General features: G+C 59.6%; 15 protein-coding genes. 7 read left to right on the top strand and 8 right to left on the bottom strand.

Annotation, left to right across the window (positions count from 1 at the left end):
* Positions 1-74 precede the first annotated feature (74 nt).
* The 6 genes from ubiA to recG form a co-directional block, all read right to left on the bottom strand.
* Complete coding sequence (gene ubiA, locus BSU04_RS42985; RefSeq protein WP_089166261.1) at positions 75-935, bottom strand: 4-hydroxybenzoate octaprenyltransferase; 861 nt, start codon at positions 933-935, stop codon at positions 75-77.
* Positions 936-1165: 230 nt separating this feature from the next.
* A complete protein-coding gene (locus BSU04_RS42980; RefSeq protein ID WP_089166260.1) occupies positions 1166-1657 on the bottom strand; it encodes a Dps family protein in 492 nt (163 codons plus the stop codon).
* Positions 1658-1813: 156 nt separating this feature from the next.
* A complete protein-coding gene (locus BSU04_RS46960; RefSeq protein WP_179258628.1) occupies positions 1814-1984 on the bottom strand; it encodes a hypothetical protein in 171 nt (56 codons plus the stop codon).
* Between the two features lie 109 nt (positions 1985-2093).
* On the bottom strand, positions 2094-3578 hold the full coding sequence (locus BSU04_RS42975) for a catalase (protein WP_089166259.1): 1485 nt from the start codon (positions 3576-3578) through the stop codon (positions 2094-2096).
* Positions 3579-3940: 362 nt separating this feature from the next.
* Positions 3941-4900 carry a hydrogen peroxide-inducible genes activator gene (locus tag BSU04_RS42970; RefSeq protein ID WP_089166258.1) on the bottom strand — a complete coding sequence of 320 codons (960 nt, stop codon included), beginning with the start codon at positions 4898-4900 and terminating at the stop codon, positions 3941-3943.
* 181 nt (positions 4901-5081) lie between these two features.
* Entirely contained in the window at positions 5082-7322 is a 2241-nt protein-coding gene (gene recG / locus BSU04_RS42965) for an ATP-dependent DNA helicase RecG (RefSeq protein WP_089166257.1), read from the bottom strand.
* A 362-nt stretch (positions 7323-7684) separates the two neighbouring features.
* Between recG and queA the strand changes: the two genes are divergently transcribed.
* The 7 genes from queA (at position 7685) to BSU04_RS42930 (ending at position 14595) form a co-directional block, all read left to right on the top strand.
* Positions 7685-8737, top strand: coding sequence for a tRNA preQ1(34) S-adenosylmethionine ribosyltransferase-isomerase QueA (queA, locus tag BSU04_RS42960; protein WP_089166256.1), 1053 nt, complete (start codon positions 7685-7687; stop codon positions 8735-8737).
* Positions 8738-8923: 186 nt separating this feature from the next.
* Entirely contained in the window at positions 8924-10111 is a 1188-nt protein-coding gene (tgt, locus tag BSU04_RS42955) for a tRNA guanosine(34) transglycosylase Tgt (protein WP_089166255.1), read from the top strand.
* A 170-nt stretch (positions 10112-10281) separates the two neighbouring features.
* A complete protein-coding gene (yajC, locus tag BSU04_RS42950) occupies positions 10282-10605 on the top strand; it encodes a preprotein translocase subunit YajC (RefSeq protein WP_089166254.1) in 324 nt (107 codons plus the stop codon).
* A 135-nt stretch (positions 10606-10740) separates the two neighbouring features.
* Entirely contained in the window at positions 10741-12810 is a 2070-nt protein-coding gene (secD, locus tag BSU04_RS42945; RefSeq protein WP_089166253.1) for a protein translocase subunit SecD, read from the top strand.
* Between the two features lie 17 nt (positions 12811-12827).
* Positions 12828-13778 (top strand): protein translocase subunit SecF, encoded by a 951-nt coding sequence (secF, locus tag BSU04_RS42940; protein WP_089166252.1) that lies wholly within the window; start codon positions 12828-12830, stop codon positions 13776-13778.
* A gap of 207 nt (positions 13779-13985) precedes the next feature.
* The gene (locus tag BSU04_RS42935) at positions 13986-14264 is read left to right on the top strand and encodes a BrnT family toxin (protein ID WP_089166251.1); all 279 of its coding nucleotides are present in this window, start codon (positions 13986-13988) and stop codon (positions 14262-14264) included.
* A 73-nt stretch (positions 14265-14337) separates the two neighbouring features.
* Entirely contained in the window at positions 14338-14595 is a 258-nt protein-coding gene (locus BSU04_RS42930; protein WP_089166250.1) for a BrnA antitoxin family protein, read from the top strand.
* Between the two features lie 45 nt (positions 14596-14640).
* Here BSU04_RS42930 and BSU04_RS42925 read toward each other — a convergent pair whose 3' ends face one another.
* A complete protein-coding gene (locus BSU04_RS42925; protein WP_089166249.1) occupies positions 14641-15915 on the bottom strand; it encodes an MFS transporter in 1275 nt (424 codons plus the stop codon).
* Between the two features lie 165 nt (positions 15916-16080).
* Positions 16081-16665 (bottom strand): YceI family protein, encoded by a 585-nt coding sequence (locus BSU04_RS42920; RefSeq protein ID WP_089166283.1) that lies wholly within the window; start codon positions 16663-16665, stop codon positions 16081-16083.
* Positions 16666-16698 lie beyond the last annotated feature (33 nt).

The following is a 16698-nucleotide window of genomic DNA, read 5'->3' as shown; positions in this document are numbered from 1 at the left end:
GGCTACGCAATGCTCATCAAGATGTCTTTTTGGGGATCAACAGCCGCACGATGCGTACAGGGAGGACGCGCGTCTTACCGCATGAAGACGTAATGCGCCGCGATACCGGCGAACAACACGCCGCCGAGCCAGTTGTTATGTTTGAACGCGGCGAAGCACGGCATGCGCTCGCGGTTCTTGATGAGCGAGTAGTGATAGACGGCGCATGCGACCGCTGCCGCCCAGCCGATCCAATACAACGCACCAAACGCCAACGTCATACCAACCCAGACGTAGATCCCGAGCGTCACTGCATAGCACAGCATGATGGCGAGTACATCGAAGCGGCCGAATGTCAGCGCCGACGTGCGGATGCCAATCTTGATGTCGTCGTCGCGATCGACCATCGCGTATTCGGTGTCATAGGCGACCGACCAGAACACGTTCGCGGCGAGCATGATCCACGCGAGCGCCGGTACGTGATCCTGCACGGCGGCGAAGGCCATTGGAATGCCGAAGCCAAACGCAATACCCAGATACGCTTGAGGAATCGCGAAAAACCGCTTGGTGAACGGATAACTTCCCGCGACAAAAAGCGCGAACACCGAGAGTTCTTTCGTCAGCGTGTTGAGCGGCAGGATCAGCAGAAACGCGATCAGCGATAAAGCCGCCGCTAGCGCCACCGCTTCCCATGCGGCAATCTTGCCGGATGTGATCGGCCGGTTTTCGGTGCGCTTCACGTGTTTATCGAAGTCGCGATCGGCGTAGTCGTTTATCGCGCAACCCGCCGAGCGCATCAGCAGCGTGCCGAGCACGAAGATCAGCAGGAGCATCGGCGACGGATGACCGCTCGATGCGATCCACAAAGCGTTGAGCGTTGGCCACAGCAACAGCAAGCTGCCGATGGGCTTGTCCATGCGGACGAGACGGAGATAAAGCGGGAGGCGAGCAAACATGGCGATTGGGCGACGGCAAATAGCGATAACGGTATTTTAAGGCAGCGGCGATTTGCGGCTTGCGTTCGATTTTCGCCGGCGCGGGCGAGTCTGATCGCAGCGCTTAAAGCGGCGCTATAAACCGCCTGCGCATAGAGACGAGAAACCCAAAAAACCAAAAAGCCCCGCATTCGTCAAATACGGGGCTTTTCCATCCACCACGCTAATCCGTGGCGATCAACTTCAAAATCTCACTGTCCCAGCATCGCGCGCAACATCCACGCCGTCTTCTCGTGAATCTGCATGCGCTGCGTCAACAGATCGGCGGTCGGTTCGTCATTAGCACCATCGGTCAGCGGGAAAATCGCGCGCGCCGTGCGTACAACCGCTTCCTGCCCTTCAACCAACTGGCGAATCATTTCTTCGGCTACCGGGATCCCATCCGCTTCAGGAATGGACGACAGCTTCGCGAATTCACGATAGCTACCCGGCGCGTACACGCCCAGCGCACGAATGCGTTCAGCGATGGAATCAACCGCCAGCGCCAGTTCCGTGTATTGCCCCTCGAACATCAAGTGGAGCGTGTTGAACATCGGCCCCGTGACGTTCCAGTGAAAATTATGGGTCTTCAGATACAGCGTGTAGGTATCGGCTAATAGATGCGACAAACCATCGGCGATCTTCTTGCGGTCTTTGTCGCTGATACCGATGTTCACAGCCGGTGATGCGATTTTCTTCGCCATAGTGACTCCGTGAGATTGATACGAACGGTGCGAGCGACCCGGCCAGATGCAGATGGCAGGGCCGCCGAGCGTTCGCCAGTTTATCTTAGAAACGCGGTGCGACCCGCCATAGGGGCGGGTCGCAAGGGTTATCGGGCGCGTCGATACGACGCGTCTTCAGGACAATCCGGCGAAACCAACGCCGTGCAATCCTTCGATAATCACCGCCGCGTAACTCGCCGCGACGATGCCAAAACCGATCGCGAGCCGTACGCCACGCGACGCATTGAGGCTCTTCGTCTCGATACCGCTCACCGCCCGTTCGAGTGTCATGATCGCTTGTGTCATCGTCGTTCTCCTTGAGTTCAGCTCTTGAGTTCAGCCCTTGAGTTAAGCCTTGAATCCTGCGTGTCGAATCAGAGAAGGGACGCGCATTCTGACACGCGTCCCGCCCTGCTTACTTCATTGCGGCCTCGGCATCCGCGTCAATCGTTTCAACCTTCTGGCCCAACGCCGCCAGCGCCGCGACAACACCCGCTGCATAGGCCGGATCGGCACGCCGGAAGTGCTCAATCTGCACCGCGACGATCTCGTTCGGCACGCCGAAAATATGCCGTGCGATGTTGCCGAAGAAGCGCTGCTTTTGCGCGTCGTCGAAGAGGCGGAACAGCGCGCCCGGCTGGCTGTAGTAATCCGTGTCTTCACGATGGTCGTAACGTTCCACCGCGCCTGCCGCCAACGCCGGCTCGTTCACGCTCGGGTCCTGCGCGAAGTCGCCAAAGCGGTTCGGCTCGTAGTTCACGCGGCCACCGCTGTTGCCATCGACGCGCATGCCGCCATCGCGATGAAACGAGTTCTGCACGGCAGTCTTCGGCGCGTTCACCGGAATCTGATGGTGATTGATGCCAAGACGATACCGATGCGCATCGCCATACGAGAACAAACGCCCTTGCAACAAGCGGTCCGGTGAGAAACCAATTCCCGGCACCACGTTCGCCGGCGTGAAGGCCGACTGCTCTACATCAGCAAAATAATTGCCTGCGTTGCGATTCAATTCGATCGTGCCCACGTCGATCAGCGGAAAATCCTTGTGCGGCCAGACCTTGGTGATGTCGAACGGATTCATGCGGTACGTCGCCGCTTCGGCTTCCGTCATCACCTGGATGCGGAAATTCCACTTCGGGAAATTGCCGCGATCGATGTTGTCGACCAGATCGCGCTGCGCGCTTTCCCGGTCACCGCCCACGACTGCTGAGGCTTCGGCGTCGGTGTAATTCTCGAGCGGTTGCTGCGACTTGAAGTGAAACTTCACATAGAAGCGCTCGTTGTTCGTGTTGATGAACGAATACGTGTGCGAACCGAAACCATGCATCTGCCTGTAGCTCTTCGGAATCCCGCGATCGCTCATCAGGATGGTGACCTGATGCAACGATTCCGGATGCCGCGACCAGAAGTCCCACGCCGCCACGTTGCTGCGCATGTTGGTGTACGGATCGCGCTTTTGCGTGTGGATGAAGTCAGGGAATTTCAGCGGATCACGGATAAAAAACACCGGCGTGTTGTTGCCGACCACGTCCCAGTTACCTTCTTCCGTGTAGAACTTGATCGAGAAGCCGCGCACGTCGCGCTCCGCGTCAGCCGCGCCACGTTCGCCGGCAACCGTCGAAAAGCGCATGAACAATGGCGTTTGCTTGCCGACTTGCGCGAACACCTTGGCTTTCGTGAAGCGGGAGATATCGTGCGTGATCTTGAGTGTCCCGAACGCGCCCGATCCTTTGGCATGCACACGGCGCTCAGGGATCACTTCGCGGTCGAAATGCGCGAGCTTCTCGAGCAGCCAGAAATCCTGCAGCGCGATCGGACCACGCGGACCGGCGGTCATCGAATTCTGGTTATCGCCGACTGGCGCGCCTGCTGCGGTGGTGAGGATGCGATGGGTCATCGATTACTCCGTGAAATGTGTCTGGGACGAAACGTTATGTCGGGGAAGTTTCAGCAGGTGCGAGCGAAACTGGCTAGCACGTCCACCACAACGCCTTTTGCTTCGCGATAAGCGGCGGTGAGCTGCGTGGCCTGGCGGGCGATTCGCGTCATGGCTTCCTCCGGTTTGTTCTGGTGGATCGGGGCCGATCCATGGAGGTAAGAATAACAAAGACTATTAAAACATCGAATTCAATTAATTTAATCTATGCGATAGTCCAAGCGAATGCCAGGTTCACGCGACTCGGGGAAAAGCGGGGAAATGGTGCTGGAAACCGCGTCCATTCTGGACGCGGCACAAGCTAAATCCATCTATACGAAGGATTAGTTGACGGCGGCGGGCAACTCTAGCCGCGTGACACCGGGAATATTGCAAGCTGCAATCGCATCGCAAACGGCCTCGATGGCCGGCATCCGCGTGAAACTCTTGCGCCACGCCAGCACGACGCGGCGGTCCGGAATGGGGTCATCGAAGGGAACGTAGCTCAGCAAACCGGCATCCACGCCGCCCGCGTGCGGTTTCACTTCCATCACCGACATCCGCGGCAGCACAGTGATTCCAACGCCGCTGGCAACCATATGCCGGATGGTTTCCAGCGATGACCCTTCGAACGTTTTCTGGATTCCGTCTGCGTTCTGCGAAAACCGCATCAGCTCAGGGCACACGCCGAGCACGTGATCGCGAAAACAATGGCCGCTACCCAGCAGCAGCATGGTTTCCAGCTTCAGGTCGTCGGCATTGATCTTCGGGCGGTTTTCCCACGGATGGCCGGCAGGCATGGCGACAACGAACGGTTCATCGAATAGCGCGCGCACCATCAGGCCCGTTTCGGGAAACGGCAGTGCCATGATGGCGACATCGATTTCGCCCTGCTTCAGCAGTTCGATCAGCTTGAGCGTGTAGTTTTCCTGGAGCATCAGCGGCATCTGCGGGACACGCTTGATCATCTGCTTGACGAGCGTGGGCAACAAATACGGCCCGATGGTGTAGATCACGCCCAGTCGCAGCGGCCCGACCAGCGGGTCTTTGCCCTGCTTGGCGATTTCCTTGATAGCGAGGGTTTGTTCCAGAACGCGCTGCGCTTGAGTGACAATCTGTTCGCCGATTGGGGTGACGCTGACTTCGCTGGTACCGCGCTCGAAAATCTGCACGTTCAGTTCATCTTCCAGCTTTTTGATTGCTACCGACAAGGTCGGCTGACTCACGAAACACGCCTCGGCCGCACGGCCAAAATGCCGCTCGCGCGCCACCGCAACGATGTACTTCAATTCGGTTAAGGTCATTAGGGGCCAATCAGAGTCATTGAATCGATAGGATTTGACTTATACACCCGTCGAGGGGATTCGCCAACCCACGGTGGCTTTTGGAGTTCATGAAGAGGGGTTTCGTTCGCAACCGGAGGGAAATGTTTCGTTCGCGTCCGGGCGGGCGCTGCTCGAGTGCTAACGGAAAACCTCGCCCTCTTCACGCTTTCAGATATTGCTCACGCGCACCGAGCCACCGCGCGAGGTGGTCCGTGACCGCCTCCGGGAACTGGGCCAGCATCTGGTCCGCTGCCGCCCGTGCCGGCTCGATTAGCCAGCCATCATTTTCCAGGCTGGCAAAGCGCAGCATCGCCGCACCCGACTGGCGCGCGCCAAGAAACTCGCCAGGGCCGCGAATCTCCAGGTCGCGACGGGCAATTTCGAAGCCATCGGTCGTTTCACGCATAGTCTGCAATCGAGCGCGCGCAGTCTGCGACAACGGCCCGGCATACATCAGCACGCACACTGAAGCCGCGCTGCCGCGCCCCACGCGGCCACGCAGCTGGTGAAGCTGCGCCAGACCGAAGCGCTCCGCATGTTCGATCACCATCAGCGACGCATTCGGTACGTCCACTCCCACTTCGATCACCGTCGTCGCGACCAGCAACTGGACCTCGGCACGCGTGAACGCATCCATGACGGCGGCTTTTTCCGCCGGCGGCAAACGCCCATGCACCAGCCCTATGCGCAACTCCGGCAATGCAGCCACGAGTGTCTCGTACGTCTCCACCGCTGTCTGCAATTGCAGCGTCTCGCTTTCTTCAATCAGCGGACACACCCAATACACCTGCCGCCCGGTCAGTGCTGCTTCACGCACGCGGGCAATCACCTCTTCCCGGCGGTTATCGGCGACCAGTTTGGTCAGGATCGGCGTGCGCCCCGGCGGCAATTCATCAATCGTCGATACATCCAGATCCGCGTAATACGTCATGGCGAGCGTGCGCGGAATGGGCGTGGCGGACATCATCAGTTGATGCGGCTGGAAGTTGTGCACACCGTCAGCGGCGTTGTGCGCCTTGGCTCGCAACGCAAGCCGCTGCGCCACACCAAACCGATGCTGTTCATCGACGATCACAAACCCAAGGCGCGCAAACTCCACCGCATCCTGGATGATCGCGTGCGTTCCGATCACAAGCTGCGCCGCCCCCGATGCCGCCGCTTCCAGCGCCGCGCGTTTTTCCCTTGCCTTCAGACTGCCGGCGAGCCAAGCCACCGTCACGCCCAGCGGCTCAAGCCACGCACGCAGCTTGCGCGCGTGCTGTTCAGCGAGGATTTCAGTCGGCGCCATTAACGCAGCCTGATAACCGGCATCAATAGCCTGCGCGGCAGCGAGCGCCGCCACAATCGTCTTGCCGCTTCCCACATCGCCCTGCAACAGACGCTGCATCGGGTGCGGCAACATGAGTTCACCGGATATTTCGGCGCACACGCGTTCCTGTGCGCCGGTCAGCTTGAACGGCAATGTATTGATGAACCGTGCGACCAGCGATTCGGGCACATCCCGTAACCGCGGCATCACCGGCGCGGCGCGCGTGCGGCGCTCCTCGTGCGCACGTTTGAGCGACAACTGCTGCGCGAGCAATTCCTCGAACTTGATGCGCGTCCACGCCGGATGCGTGCCGTCGATCAACGCGTTTTCATCGGAATCGGCGTGCGGGTGGTGCAGCGTTTTCACGGCATCCAGCAACGCGGGAACGTTCAGCGGCTTTAGATGCGCGCGGGCGATTTTTTCCGGCAGCAACTCCGGCAGATGAACCCGTGACAACGCGCTGTCGATAGCCTTGCGCAAATACGCCTGCGATACCCCCGCCGTGCTCGGATACACCGGCGTCAACGCTTGCGGCAGCGGCGTGTCTTCATCCACCGGACGCACCGCCGGATGCACCATCTCCATGCCGAAAAAGCCGCCGCGCACATCGCCACGCACCCGCAGGCGCACACCGATCGCCATCTGCTTGAGCTGCGAACCGTAGAAATTGAGAAAACGCAGCGTGAGTTCGTCGCCGGCGTCGTCGTGGATCTTGACCAGCAACTGCCGACGCGGCCGGTACGCAATCTCGTTGTCGAACACCACGCCTTCGGTCTGCGTGTTGTCGCCGGGAATGAGATGGCCGATCGGCGTGATGCTGGTTTCGTCCTCATAGCGCATCGGTAGATGCAGCACGAGATCAATATCGGATTTCAGGCCGAGCTTGGCGAGTTTATCGACGGGTTTGGGCGGCGCGGCGGCAGGTTTCAGCGGCTGGACCTTGTCCGCGGCAATCTCCAGATTCGCGAGCGTTTTCGCGCCCGCCGGTCGTCCGCGCTTGCGTTTCTGAACGGGCGCGTCTGGTTCACCGGCTGCATCGGGAGCGTCTTCAGCGTCGGGAGCAGCGAGCAAACGGCGGTCGGACAAGGGCATCTAATCTCTTCAAAGTACAATATCGGCTTCGTTCGGCACGGCGATGCGGTCATCATCCGCTCGCCGCGCGGCACGTGCGGGTTAGTTAAAGCGCCTGCATATGCGGGCAGCGACGGATTTCCACCCATCGGCCGACACGGACGCAGCCCCGAAGCCATTGGCTTCCCGGCGCATTCCGGGGCTCAATCCGCACGCTGCCCGTTGGATTTCGCGAGGCCGCTATTTGACGCCGGTGCAACGGTCGATCAGACAGCCGGCCCGCAAACCGTATTAACGCATTGAATCCGCGCCTACCCGCGCCGCCTTGCCAAGCGCCTGGCCAAAATAACGCGCGTTTTATCGCGCATCGACCTGCTTTCCCCATGTTCACGCTTTCCGACTTCGATTTTAATCTGCCGCCCGAGCTGATCGCGCAAACGGCGCTCGCCGAGCGCAGCGCGAGCCGTTTGCTCGACGTAGAGAACCGCACCGCCGCGCCCGCTTTTACCGATCGCCATTTCACCGAACTGCCTAACCTGCTCGAACCCGGCGACCTGCTCGTATTCAACGATACCAAAGTCCTGAAGGCGCGGTTCCTCGGCCAGAAGGCCAGCGGTGGCCGTATCGAGGTGCTGGTCGAGCGCCTGACCGGCGCGACCACTGCGCTCGCGCAGATCCGGGCAAGCAAAAGCCCGTTGCCGGGCACGAAACTCGTTCTCGCGAATGCATTCGAGGTCACGGTCGGCGAGCGCGTCGAACCGTTCTACACGCTGCATTTCCCCGCCGATTGCCTGACGCTGATCGAGCAACATGGCCGCCTGCCGTTGCCGCCCTACATAGAGCACGATCCCGATTCCTTCGATGAAACCCGCTACCAGACGGTCTACGCAGCAAACCCCGGTGCGGTCGCGGCGCCCACTGCCGGCCTGCACTTCGACCCGGCGCTCTTTGCCGCGCTCGACGCACGTGGCGTGCAGCGCGCAACACTTACGCTGCACGTAGGCGCGGGCACGTTCCAGCCGGTGCGCGTGGAGAACCTCGCGGAACACAAGATGCATACCGAATGGTATAGGCTGCCGCAGGAACTGGCGGACAAGATCACGGCGACGAAAGCGCGAGGCAATCGTGTCATTGCAGTCGGCACAACGTCGCTGCGGGCGCTCGAAGCGGCCGCCCGCGATGCCGCCGAAGCCGGCCGGCCGCTCACTGAAACTAGCGCCGAGACGGACATTTTCATCACGCCGGGGTATCAATTCCGCGTGGTCGACCGGCTCGTGACGAACTTCCATTTGCCGAAATCCACGCTGATGATGCTGGTCTCCGCGTTCGCCGGCATGGACGCGATCCGCGCGGCGTATGCGCATGCAATTGAAGAGCGGTATCGGTTCTTTAGCTACGGCGACGCGATGCTGCTCACGCGGCAAACGGCGGCCTGAAAAACATCGTCTGCAACGCAGTTCCAAGGCGAGAACGATTGAACGCGGGACTTACGATCGTGGCCGCGAACCATATCCATGAATCCCTTCACCCATGCGTGCCGGACTTGCCAGCCCGGAGTTGGCACTTCAGTGCCTTACTCCGGCCCCATGCAAAGCTGCTTCCGGTGGCACAGGAGCTTTTGAATGACCGAAGCAAACAACACCGTCGACACAATCGACACACCCGCCCGTCCCGAGAACGGCCTCAAGTTCGAGCTGATCACCACCGACGGCCAGGCGCGGCGCGGCCGCGTTACGCTGAACCACGGCGTAGTCGAAACGCCGATCTTCATGCCCGTCGGCACGTACGGAACGGTCAAGGCCGTCGCACCGCGCGAGCTCGAGGAAATGAACGCACAGATCATCCTCGGTAACACGTTCCATCTCTGGCTGCGCCCGGGACTGGAAACCATAGCCGCGCATGGCGGGCTGCATCGATTCATGAACTGGCAGCGCCCGATCCTCACCGATTCCGGCGGTTTCCAGGTTTTTTCACTCGGCGATCTACGCAAGATAACCGAAGATGGCGTCACATTCGCGTCACCCATCAACGGCGACAAGCTGTTTTTATCGCCGGAAATCTCGATGCAGATCCAGAAGGTGCTGAACTCGGACATCGTGATGCAGTTCGACGAATGCACGCCTTATGCAACCAACGACGTGCCCACGCCGCATCAGGACGCAGCCGATTCCATGCGCATGTCAATGCGCTGGGCCAAGCGTTCCGTCGATGAATTCGCCAAAGGTGAAAATCCGAACGCGCTGTTCGGCATCGTGCAAGGCGGCATGTTCGAAGACTTGCGGGACGAGTCGCTGGCGGGCCTCGCCGACATCGGTTTCCACGGTTTCGCGATCGGCGGATTGTCCGTCGGCGAACCGAAGGAAGACATGATGCGCGTGCTGGAACACATCGGCCCGAAGCTTCCCGCGGACAAACCGCATTACCTGATGGGCGTCGGCACGCCGGAAGACCTGGTCGCGGGCGTGGCGTCGGGCGTCGACATGTTCGACTGCGTGATGCCGACCCGCAATGCGCGCAACGGCTGGCTGTTCACCCGTTTCGGCGACGTCAAGATCCGCAACGCTGCGCACAAGAACTCGCTCAAGCCACTCGATGAAACCTGCGCTTGCTACACCTGCCGCAACTTCACGCGCGGTTATCTGCACCACTTGCATCGTGTAGGTGAAATTCTCGGCTCGCAGCTGAACACGATCCACAACCTGCACTACTACCTGCAGCTCATGCAGGAAATCCGCGATTCGATCGAAAATCACGCGTTTGACGCATTCGTGAAGCAGTTTAAAGAGGATCGCGCACGCGGAATCGACTGACCGGATGGCTAACGTGAAGCCATGATTCTGCAATCAGCCCAAGAAACATTACAATTGCTTTACGCGATGCTTTAACAGCTTGATCACAAAGCGCATTCCGCGCTTGGCTTGCGTAGCCCGGTGATAGAATAGCGGGCTAATTTTCTGATCGTTATAACGGAGAGACCAACGTGGATTTTATTTCAAGAGCCTTCGGCGGCGGCGCAGATGGCGCCCAGTCAAGCATCATGAGTTTTTTGCCGCTCATTTTGATGTTTGCAGTGCTGTATTTCATCATGATTCGTCCGCAAATGAAGCGTCAGAAGGAACATCGCAATATGCTGGGCGCAATGGCGAAAGGCGACGAAGTGGTCACGAACGGCGGCATTGTCGGCAAGGTAACGAAGGTGACGGACGCTTACGTGGGTGTTGAGATCGCGGAAGGCACGGAAATCACCATCCAGAAAGCTGCCGTCACGACTATTCTTCCGAAAGGCACGATCAAGTCGCTGTAAGGCCAACTTTTCTCGCGTCCGGCGCGGCCAGCGTGGCCCGGCCTTAGTGGCGTGGCCCCCGTGGCCAATAGCCCGCGCTCATCGCCGGACGCATCGCTTACCCCTCCTCGCCAACTCTCCTGTTCGGCCATCCCCATGAATCGCTACCCACTTTGGAAATATGCCGTGATGCTGGTGGCGCTAGTCATCGGCCTCGTCTATACACTGCCCAATTTTTTCGGCGAAGCGCCGGCGGTGCAGGTATCGAGCGGCAAGGCAACGGTCAAGCTGGATTCAACTACGCTTGCCAACATCGAAAACGCGCTGGCCGCCGACAAGGTGACGCCGGATGAAGTGACGTTCGACAATTCGTCGCTGAACGCCAACATTCGCGTGCGCCTGAAAGACACCGACACGCAATTGCGCGTGAAGGACCTGTTGCAGAAAACGCTCAACAGCGACCCGACCGATCCGCAATACGTGGTCGCGCTGAACCTGCAATCGGCCTCTCCGCGCTGGCTGAGCGCATTGCACGCGCTGCCCATGTACCTCGGCCTCGACTTGCGCGGCGGCGTTCACTTCCTGTTGCAAGTGGACATGGCGGGTGCGCTGAACAAGAAGCTCGACTCGAACGCCACGGACGCCCGCGCGCTGTTACGCGATAAAAACATCCGCGATGGCGGTGTGAATCGCGTGAATCAGTCTGTGGTAGTCAACTTCGCCGACCAGGCAGCAGCCGATGCCGCGCGCACCATGCTGTCGAACGGCCTGAGCGAATTGCAATGGGCGACCCGTCAGGGCGGCGATGGTTATCAAGTCGTCGGTACGTTCACGCCAGCGGCGCAAAAACTGGCGGAAGACGGCGCGCTGAAGCAGAACATTGTCACGCTGCATAACCGCGTGAACGAACTCGGCGTGGCGGAGCCGGTGATCCAGCAGCAAGGCTCCGACCGCATCGTGGTCGAGTTGCCGGGCGTGCAGGACACGGCGAAAGCGAAAGACATCATCGGCCGGACGGCAACGCTTGAAGCCCGTCTCGCCGACCCGGTCAACACTCATCCAGGTCCGAACGACCCGGTTCCTCCCGGCGACGAACTCTTCACGCAGGGCAACAACGGCCCGACGCTCGTGAGAAAGCAGGTGATCTTCACGGGTGACCGGATCATCGACGCATCGGCGGGCTTCGACGAACATCAGCGTCCGTCGGTGAACATTCGCCTGGACGCCGCCGGCGGCCGCGCGGTGAGCAGCGTGTCGCGCGACAACATCGGCAAGCCGATGGCCATGATCCTGTTCGAAAAGGGCAAGGGCGAAGTGCTGACGGTCGCGACCATCCAGTCCGAACTCGGCGACCGCTTCCAGATCACCGGCCAGCCCTCGCCGCAAGCAGCCGCCGACCTGGCCCTGCTGCTGCGCGCAGGGTCGCTCGCAGCGCCCATGGACATCATCGAAGAACGCACCATCGGCCCGAGCCTTGGTGCCGACAACATTCGCAAGGGCTTCGATTCCGTCCAGTACGGTTTTGCCGCGATCGCCATCTTCATGATCGCGTACTACATGCTGTTCGGCCTGATCTCCATGTTGTCGCTGTCGGTGAACCTGTTGCTGCTGATCGCCATCCTGTCGATGCTGCAGGCCACGCTGACGCTGCCGGGTATTGCTGCTATTGCGCTGGCACTCGGTATGGCCATTGACGCGAACGTGCTGATCAACGAACGGATCCGCGAGGAACTGCGTAACGGCGCGCCGCCGCAGCTCGCTATCCAGAACGGTTTTACGCATGCATGGGCGACGATTGTCGACTCGAACGTGACCACGCTTATCGCAGGTCTGGCGCTGCTGGCGTTCGGCTCCGGTCCGGTGCGCGGCTTTGCGGTCGTGCACTGTATCGGCATCCTGACGTCAATGTTCTCAGCCGTGTTCTTCTCGCGCGGCCTCGTGAACCTCTGGTACGGCGGCAAGAAGAAGTTGCAATCGCTTGCCATCGGTCAGGTCTGGCGTCCCACAGGCAGCGACACGGCTGCGGCCACCGCCGCTTACCTGGCGAACGAGCGTGGTGACGACTCCGCCGTCGATCAAGTCGTCATGCCTGCTGTAAGCCCCAAAGCACCGGTTCCAGCCCGTTCGAAAAAGCAGGCCGCGCCTCCCGTGCGCACCGGCAAGCCGGTTGTGCGCCGTCGCTCGGGTCCTGGTATTGAACCGAAAAAACCCGGCTCGTCCAACTGAGTCCCGGAGAATAAATCATGGAATTCTTTCGTATTCGCCGCGACTTACCGCTGATGCAGCGCGCGTTGATCTTCAACGCGATCTCGCTCATCACATTCCTCGCGGCTGTGTTTTTCCTCGTGCATCGCGGACTGCATCTGTCGGTGGAGTTCACCGGCGGCACCGTGGTGGAAGTGCAATATCCGCAAGCGGTGCCGCTTGAACCGGTACGCGGCACGTTAAGCGCGCTCGGTTATCCGGATGCGCAGGTGCAGAACTTCGGCACGTCACGGGATGTACTGATTCGCCTGCCGTTGAAGCAGGGTTTGACGTCGGCGCAACAGAGCGATCAGGTGATGGCGGCGTTGAAGAATCAGGACGCGCAGGTTCAGTTGCAGCGCGTGGAATTCGTGGGCCCGCAGGTCGGTAAAGAGCTCGTGACCAACGGGCTGCTTGCGCTCGCGTGCGTGGTGATCGGAATCGTGCTCTACCTGTCGTTTCGCTTCGAGTGGAAATATGCAGTGGCCGGTGTGATCGCCAACTTGCACGACGTGGTGATCATTCTTGGTTTCTTCGCGTTCTTCCAGTGGGAGTTTTCGCTCTCCGTGCTGGCGGCCATTCTCGCGGTGCTCGGGTATTCGGTGAACGAGTCGGTTGTTATCTTCGACCGGATTCGTGAAACCTTCCGCAAGCAACGCAAGATGACGGTGATCGAGGTCATCAACCACGCCATCACCAGCACGATGTCGCGAACCATCATTACCCACGGCTGTACGGAAATGATGGTGCTGTCCATGTTCCTGTTCGGCGGCGCGACGCTGCATTACTTCGCGCTGGCGCTGACGGTCGGGATCTTGTTCGGTATCTATTCGTCGGTGTTCGTCGCAGCCGCGCTGGCTATGTGGCTGGGCGTGAAACGCGAAGACCTGGTGAAGGACAAGAAGCCGAAATACGATCCCACGGATCCGAATGCAGGCGCAGAGGTTTGATCACAGGCTTCAAGATGTGACGTTTGAACACTGAAATTCAGGGTTCGACAGTATGAAAGGCCGATTCGCGAGAATCGGCCTTTTTTGCTTTTGAACCGGCAATTGCAACATTTCATGGATGGAATCGTCGCCCCCACTGCATGAACGCCGCAAATTAATACCTTAACTCCGTACATTGTATGTACAATCATCAATACAGGTGGTCGCATGCAATTCGAATGGGACGAAGCGAAGAATCGAAGCAACATCCGCAAGCACGGCATCGACTTCACTGACGCAGTCGAAATTTTCAAGCATACGGTGTTGACCGCTGCGGACAGCAGGGAAGACTTTGGAGAGGATCGCTGGATCGCCCTCGGGTGGATGCAGTTGATCGTAGCTGTGGTCGTCTATGTCGAGCGTAGCGGCGACACTATTCGGATCATCTCCGCCCGCAAAGCAACCCGGGCCGAAATAAAGCGTTATGGACACGCGCTTGTACCTTGAACCGCTTTATTGAACCGCTTTATTGAACCGCTCTACTGCCGCCTCGCGGCAGCAAGAGTAGGGAGCACACATCATGAGCAAAGCCACGAAGACCGATTGGAAACGCCTGGAATCCATGCCGGATTCCAGTATCGACACAAGCGAGATGCCCGAACTGGGCGACGACTTCTTCCAGCGCGCCGAGTTGCACACGCCTCCCAAGCAAGCGGTGACCATGCGCCTGGACGCTGACGTCCTGGCCTGGTTCAAGGAACAAGGCCAGGGGTACCAGACGCGGATCAACAAGCTTCTACGCGCCTACATGCTGGCGCAGCAAAAGCAGCACTCGTAAAATCACGGGGCGACGGTTACGTGTGAACAAGCATGCACGAAACCGTCACTTGAATCCCAGCCGCTTGCGCGCCGCCATCAACGCGACCAGGCTCACTACCGCGGCGAAAATCAGGTAGAAGCTAGGCGCGGCCTTCGATCCCGTCGATGCAATCAGCCACGTGATGATGAACGGCCCGAACCCGCCGAACACCGTCACCGCGATGTTATAAGCCAGCGACATGCCGGTCGTGCGGGTGGCAACCGGGAACATCTCCGATAACAACCCCGGCAACGCAGCGAAATACCCGGTCATCAATACGCCGAGCACCGCCTGGACGACCAGCAGCGTGCCGAAGGTCGGATGCCCGACGAGCCACGTGAACAGCGGATAGATCAACACGAGCAGCAGCACCGCCGAGATCAGCATGATGCGCGTGCGGCCGTGGGTATCGGAGAAATGACCCACAAATGGTGAAAGAACCATCTGGATTGCGCCCGTGAGCAAAATGGCCGTGAAAGCCACCGATGGCGCGAGCCCCAACTGCCGGATCGCATACGTCGGCATGAAGAGCACAAGGTAAGTCGCCACCGTGCCCAGCACCACCGTTCCAATGGCGATCAGCAAGCGCTCCTTGTTCAACGCGAAGGTGTCGCGCAAAGGCGTTGTGGTGGGAACCGAGGCGAGAAATTCCGGCGTTTCGTCAAGGCGCGTGCGGATGTAGTAGGCCACCGGCCCGATCAGCAAGCCGAAGATGAACGGCACACGCCAGCCCCATGTACTCATCTGTTCCGGCGAGAGATTGCCGGTCAGCACCACGCCAAATATGGCCGCCAGAAGCGTGGTCAAGCCTTGGCTTGCGACCTGCCAACTCGCGAAGAAACCACGCCGGCCGGGAACGTGCTCGGCCAAGAACGCCGTCGCGCTGCCAAACTCGCCGCCAGCCGAAAAGCCCTGCATCAACCGCGCGAGCACCAGGATCAATGGTGCTGCAACCCCGATGGTCGAGTACGTGGGCAACACGGCAATGATGAAGGTGCCCATCATCATCAACAGGATGGACAGCGTGAGCGCGGCCTTGCGCCCGGCCCTGTCGGCATACGCGCCAAGCACGATGGCGCCGAGCGGCCGCATGAAAAACGATACGCCGAACGTGCCGAGTGTCAGCAGGATGGACACCGAGTCGTTGCCCGTCGGGAAAAACAACTTCGAGATAACAACCGCGAAGAACCCGTAGACCACGAGGTCGAACCATTCGAGCGCGTTGCCTATGGACGCGGCGACCACCGCGCGCCACGCGGCCGGGCGGCTGATCGGTACTGCTGCGGGCGTACTGCTCATGCATTTCTCCAATTCTTGTCGATGTGACGGGCTGTCGGCCAAAGTGCAAACGCTGCCGACTGTGCCACACCGAAATCCGGATCGAAATGCTCGCAATACCGGGGGCGAAAAAAAACCGCTTCGGTCAGAAGCGGTTTTCTTATCTGGCGAGCAAGAACGTCCGGCTTATTGCCGAATGCCTTCGGCTTGAATATGCAACGTCGTCTTCATCTTGAAGCCATACGCCTTGCCGTAGTCCACGCCGAAGTCGCCACGATCGAACGTTGCCGTCGACTCCGTGCCGCACACTTCCTTCTTCAGCATCGGGTTCGTGAAGCACTTGAACGATTCGATCTTCAGGTTCAACGGTTTTGTCACGCCGTGCAGCGTCAGCTCGCCGATCACTTCAACCGGCACGTCGCCCTTGAACTTCATCGACGTGCCCTTGTAGGTCGCTGTCGGGAACTTGTCGGCGTCGAAGAATTGCGCGCTCTTCAGTTCGCCATTCAACTTGTCATTGCCGATATCAATCGACGTCATGTCGATGGTCGCGTCCAGCGTGCCCTTCTTGGCCGCGCGATCGAGCGTCACCGTCCCGCTGCTCTTCGTGAATTTGCCGCGCCAGATCGAGATGCCGCCAAAGTGATCGGTCTCGAAGCTCGGGTACGTGTGGTTCGGGTCGAGCTGATACGTGACTTCGTCAGCCATCGCGTTAAACGAAACGGCCGCGAAAAGCGCGCCAGCAGCTGCAATCAGAAGGTTCTTTTTCATGAGTTTTCCAGGATGAATGTGATGATCTAAGAG

The organism is Caballeronia sordidicola (assembly GCF_002220365.1).
Taxonomy (GTDB): domain Bacteria; phylum Pseudomonadota; class Gammaproteobacteria; order Burkholderiales; family Burkholderiaceae; genus Caballeronia; species Caballeronia sordidicola_C.
This window is presented reverse-complemented; position numbering and strand designations above follow the sequence as displayed.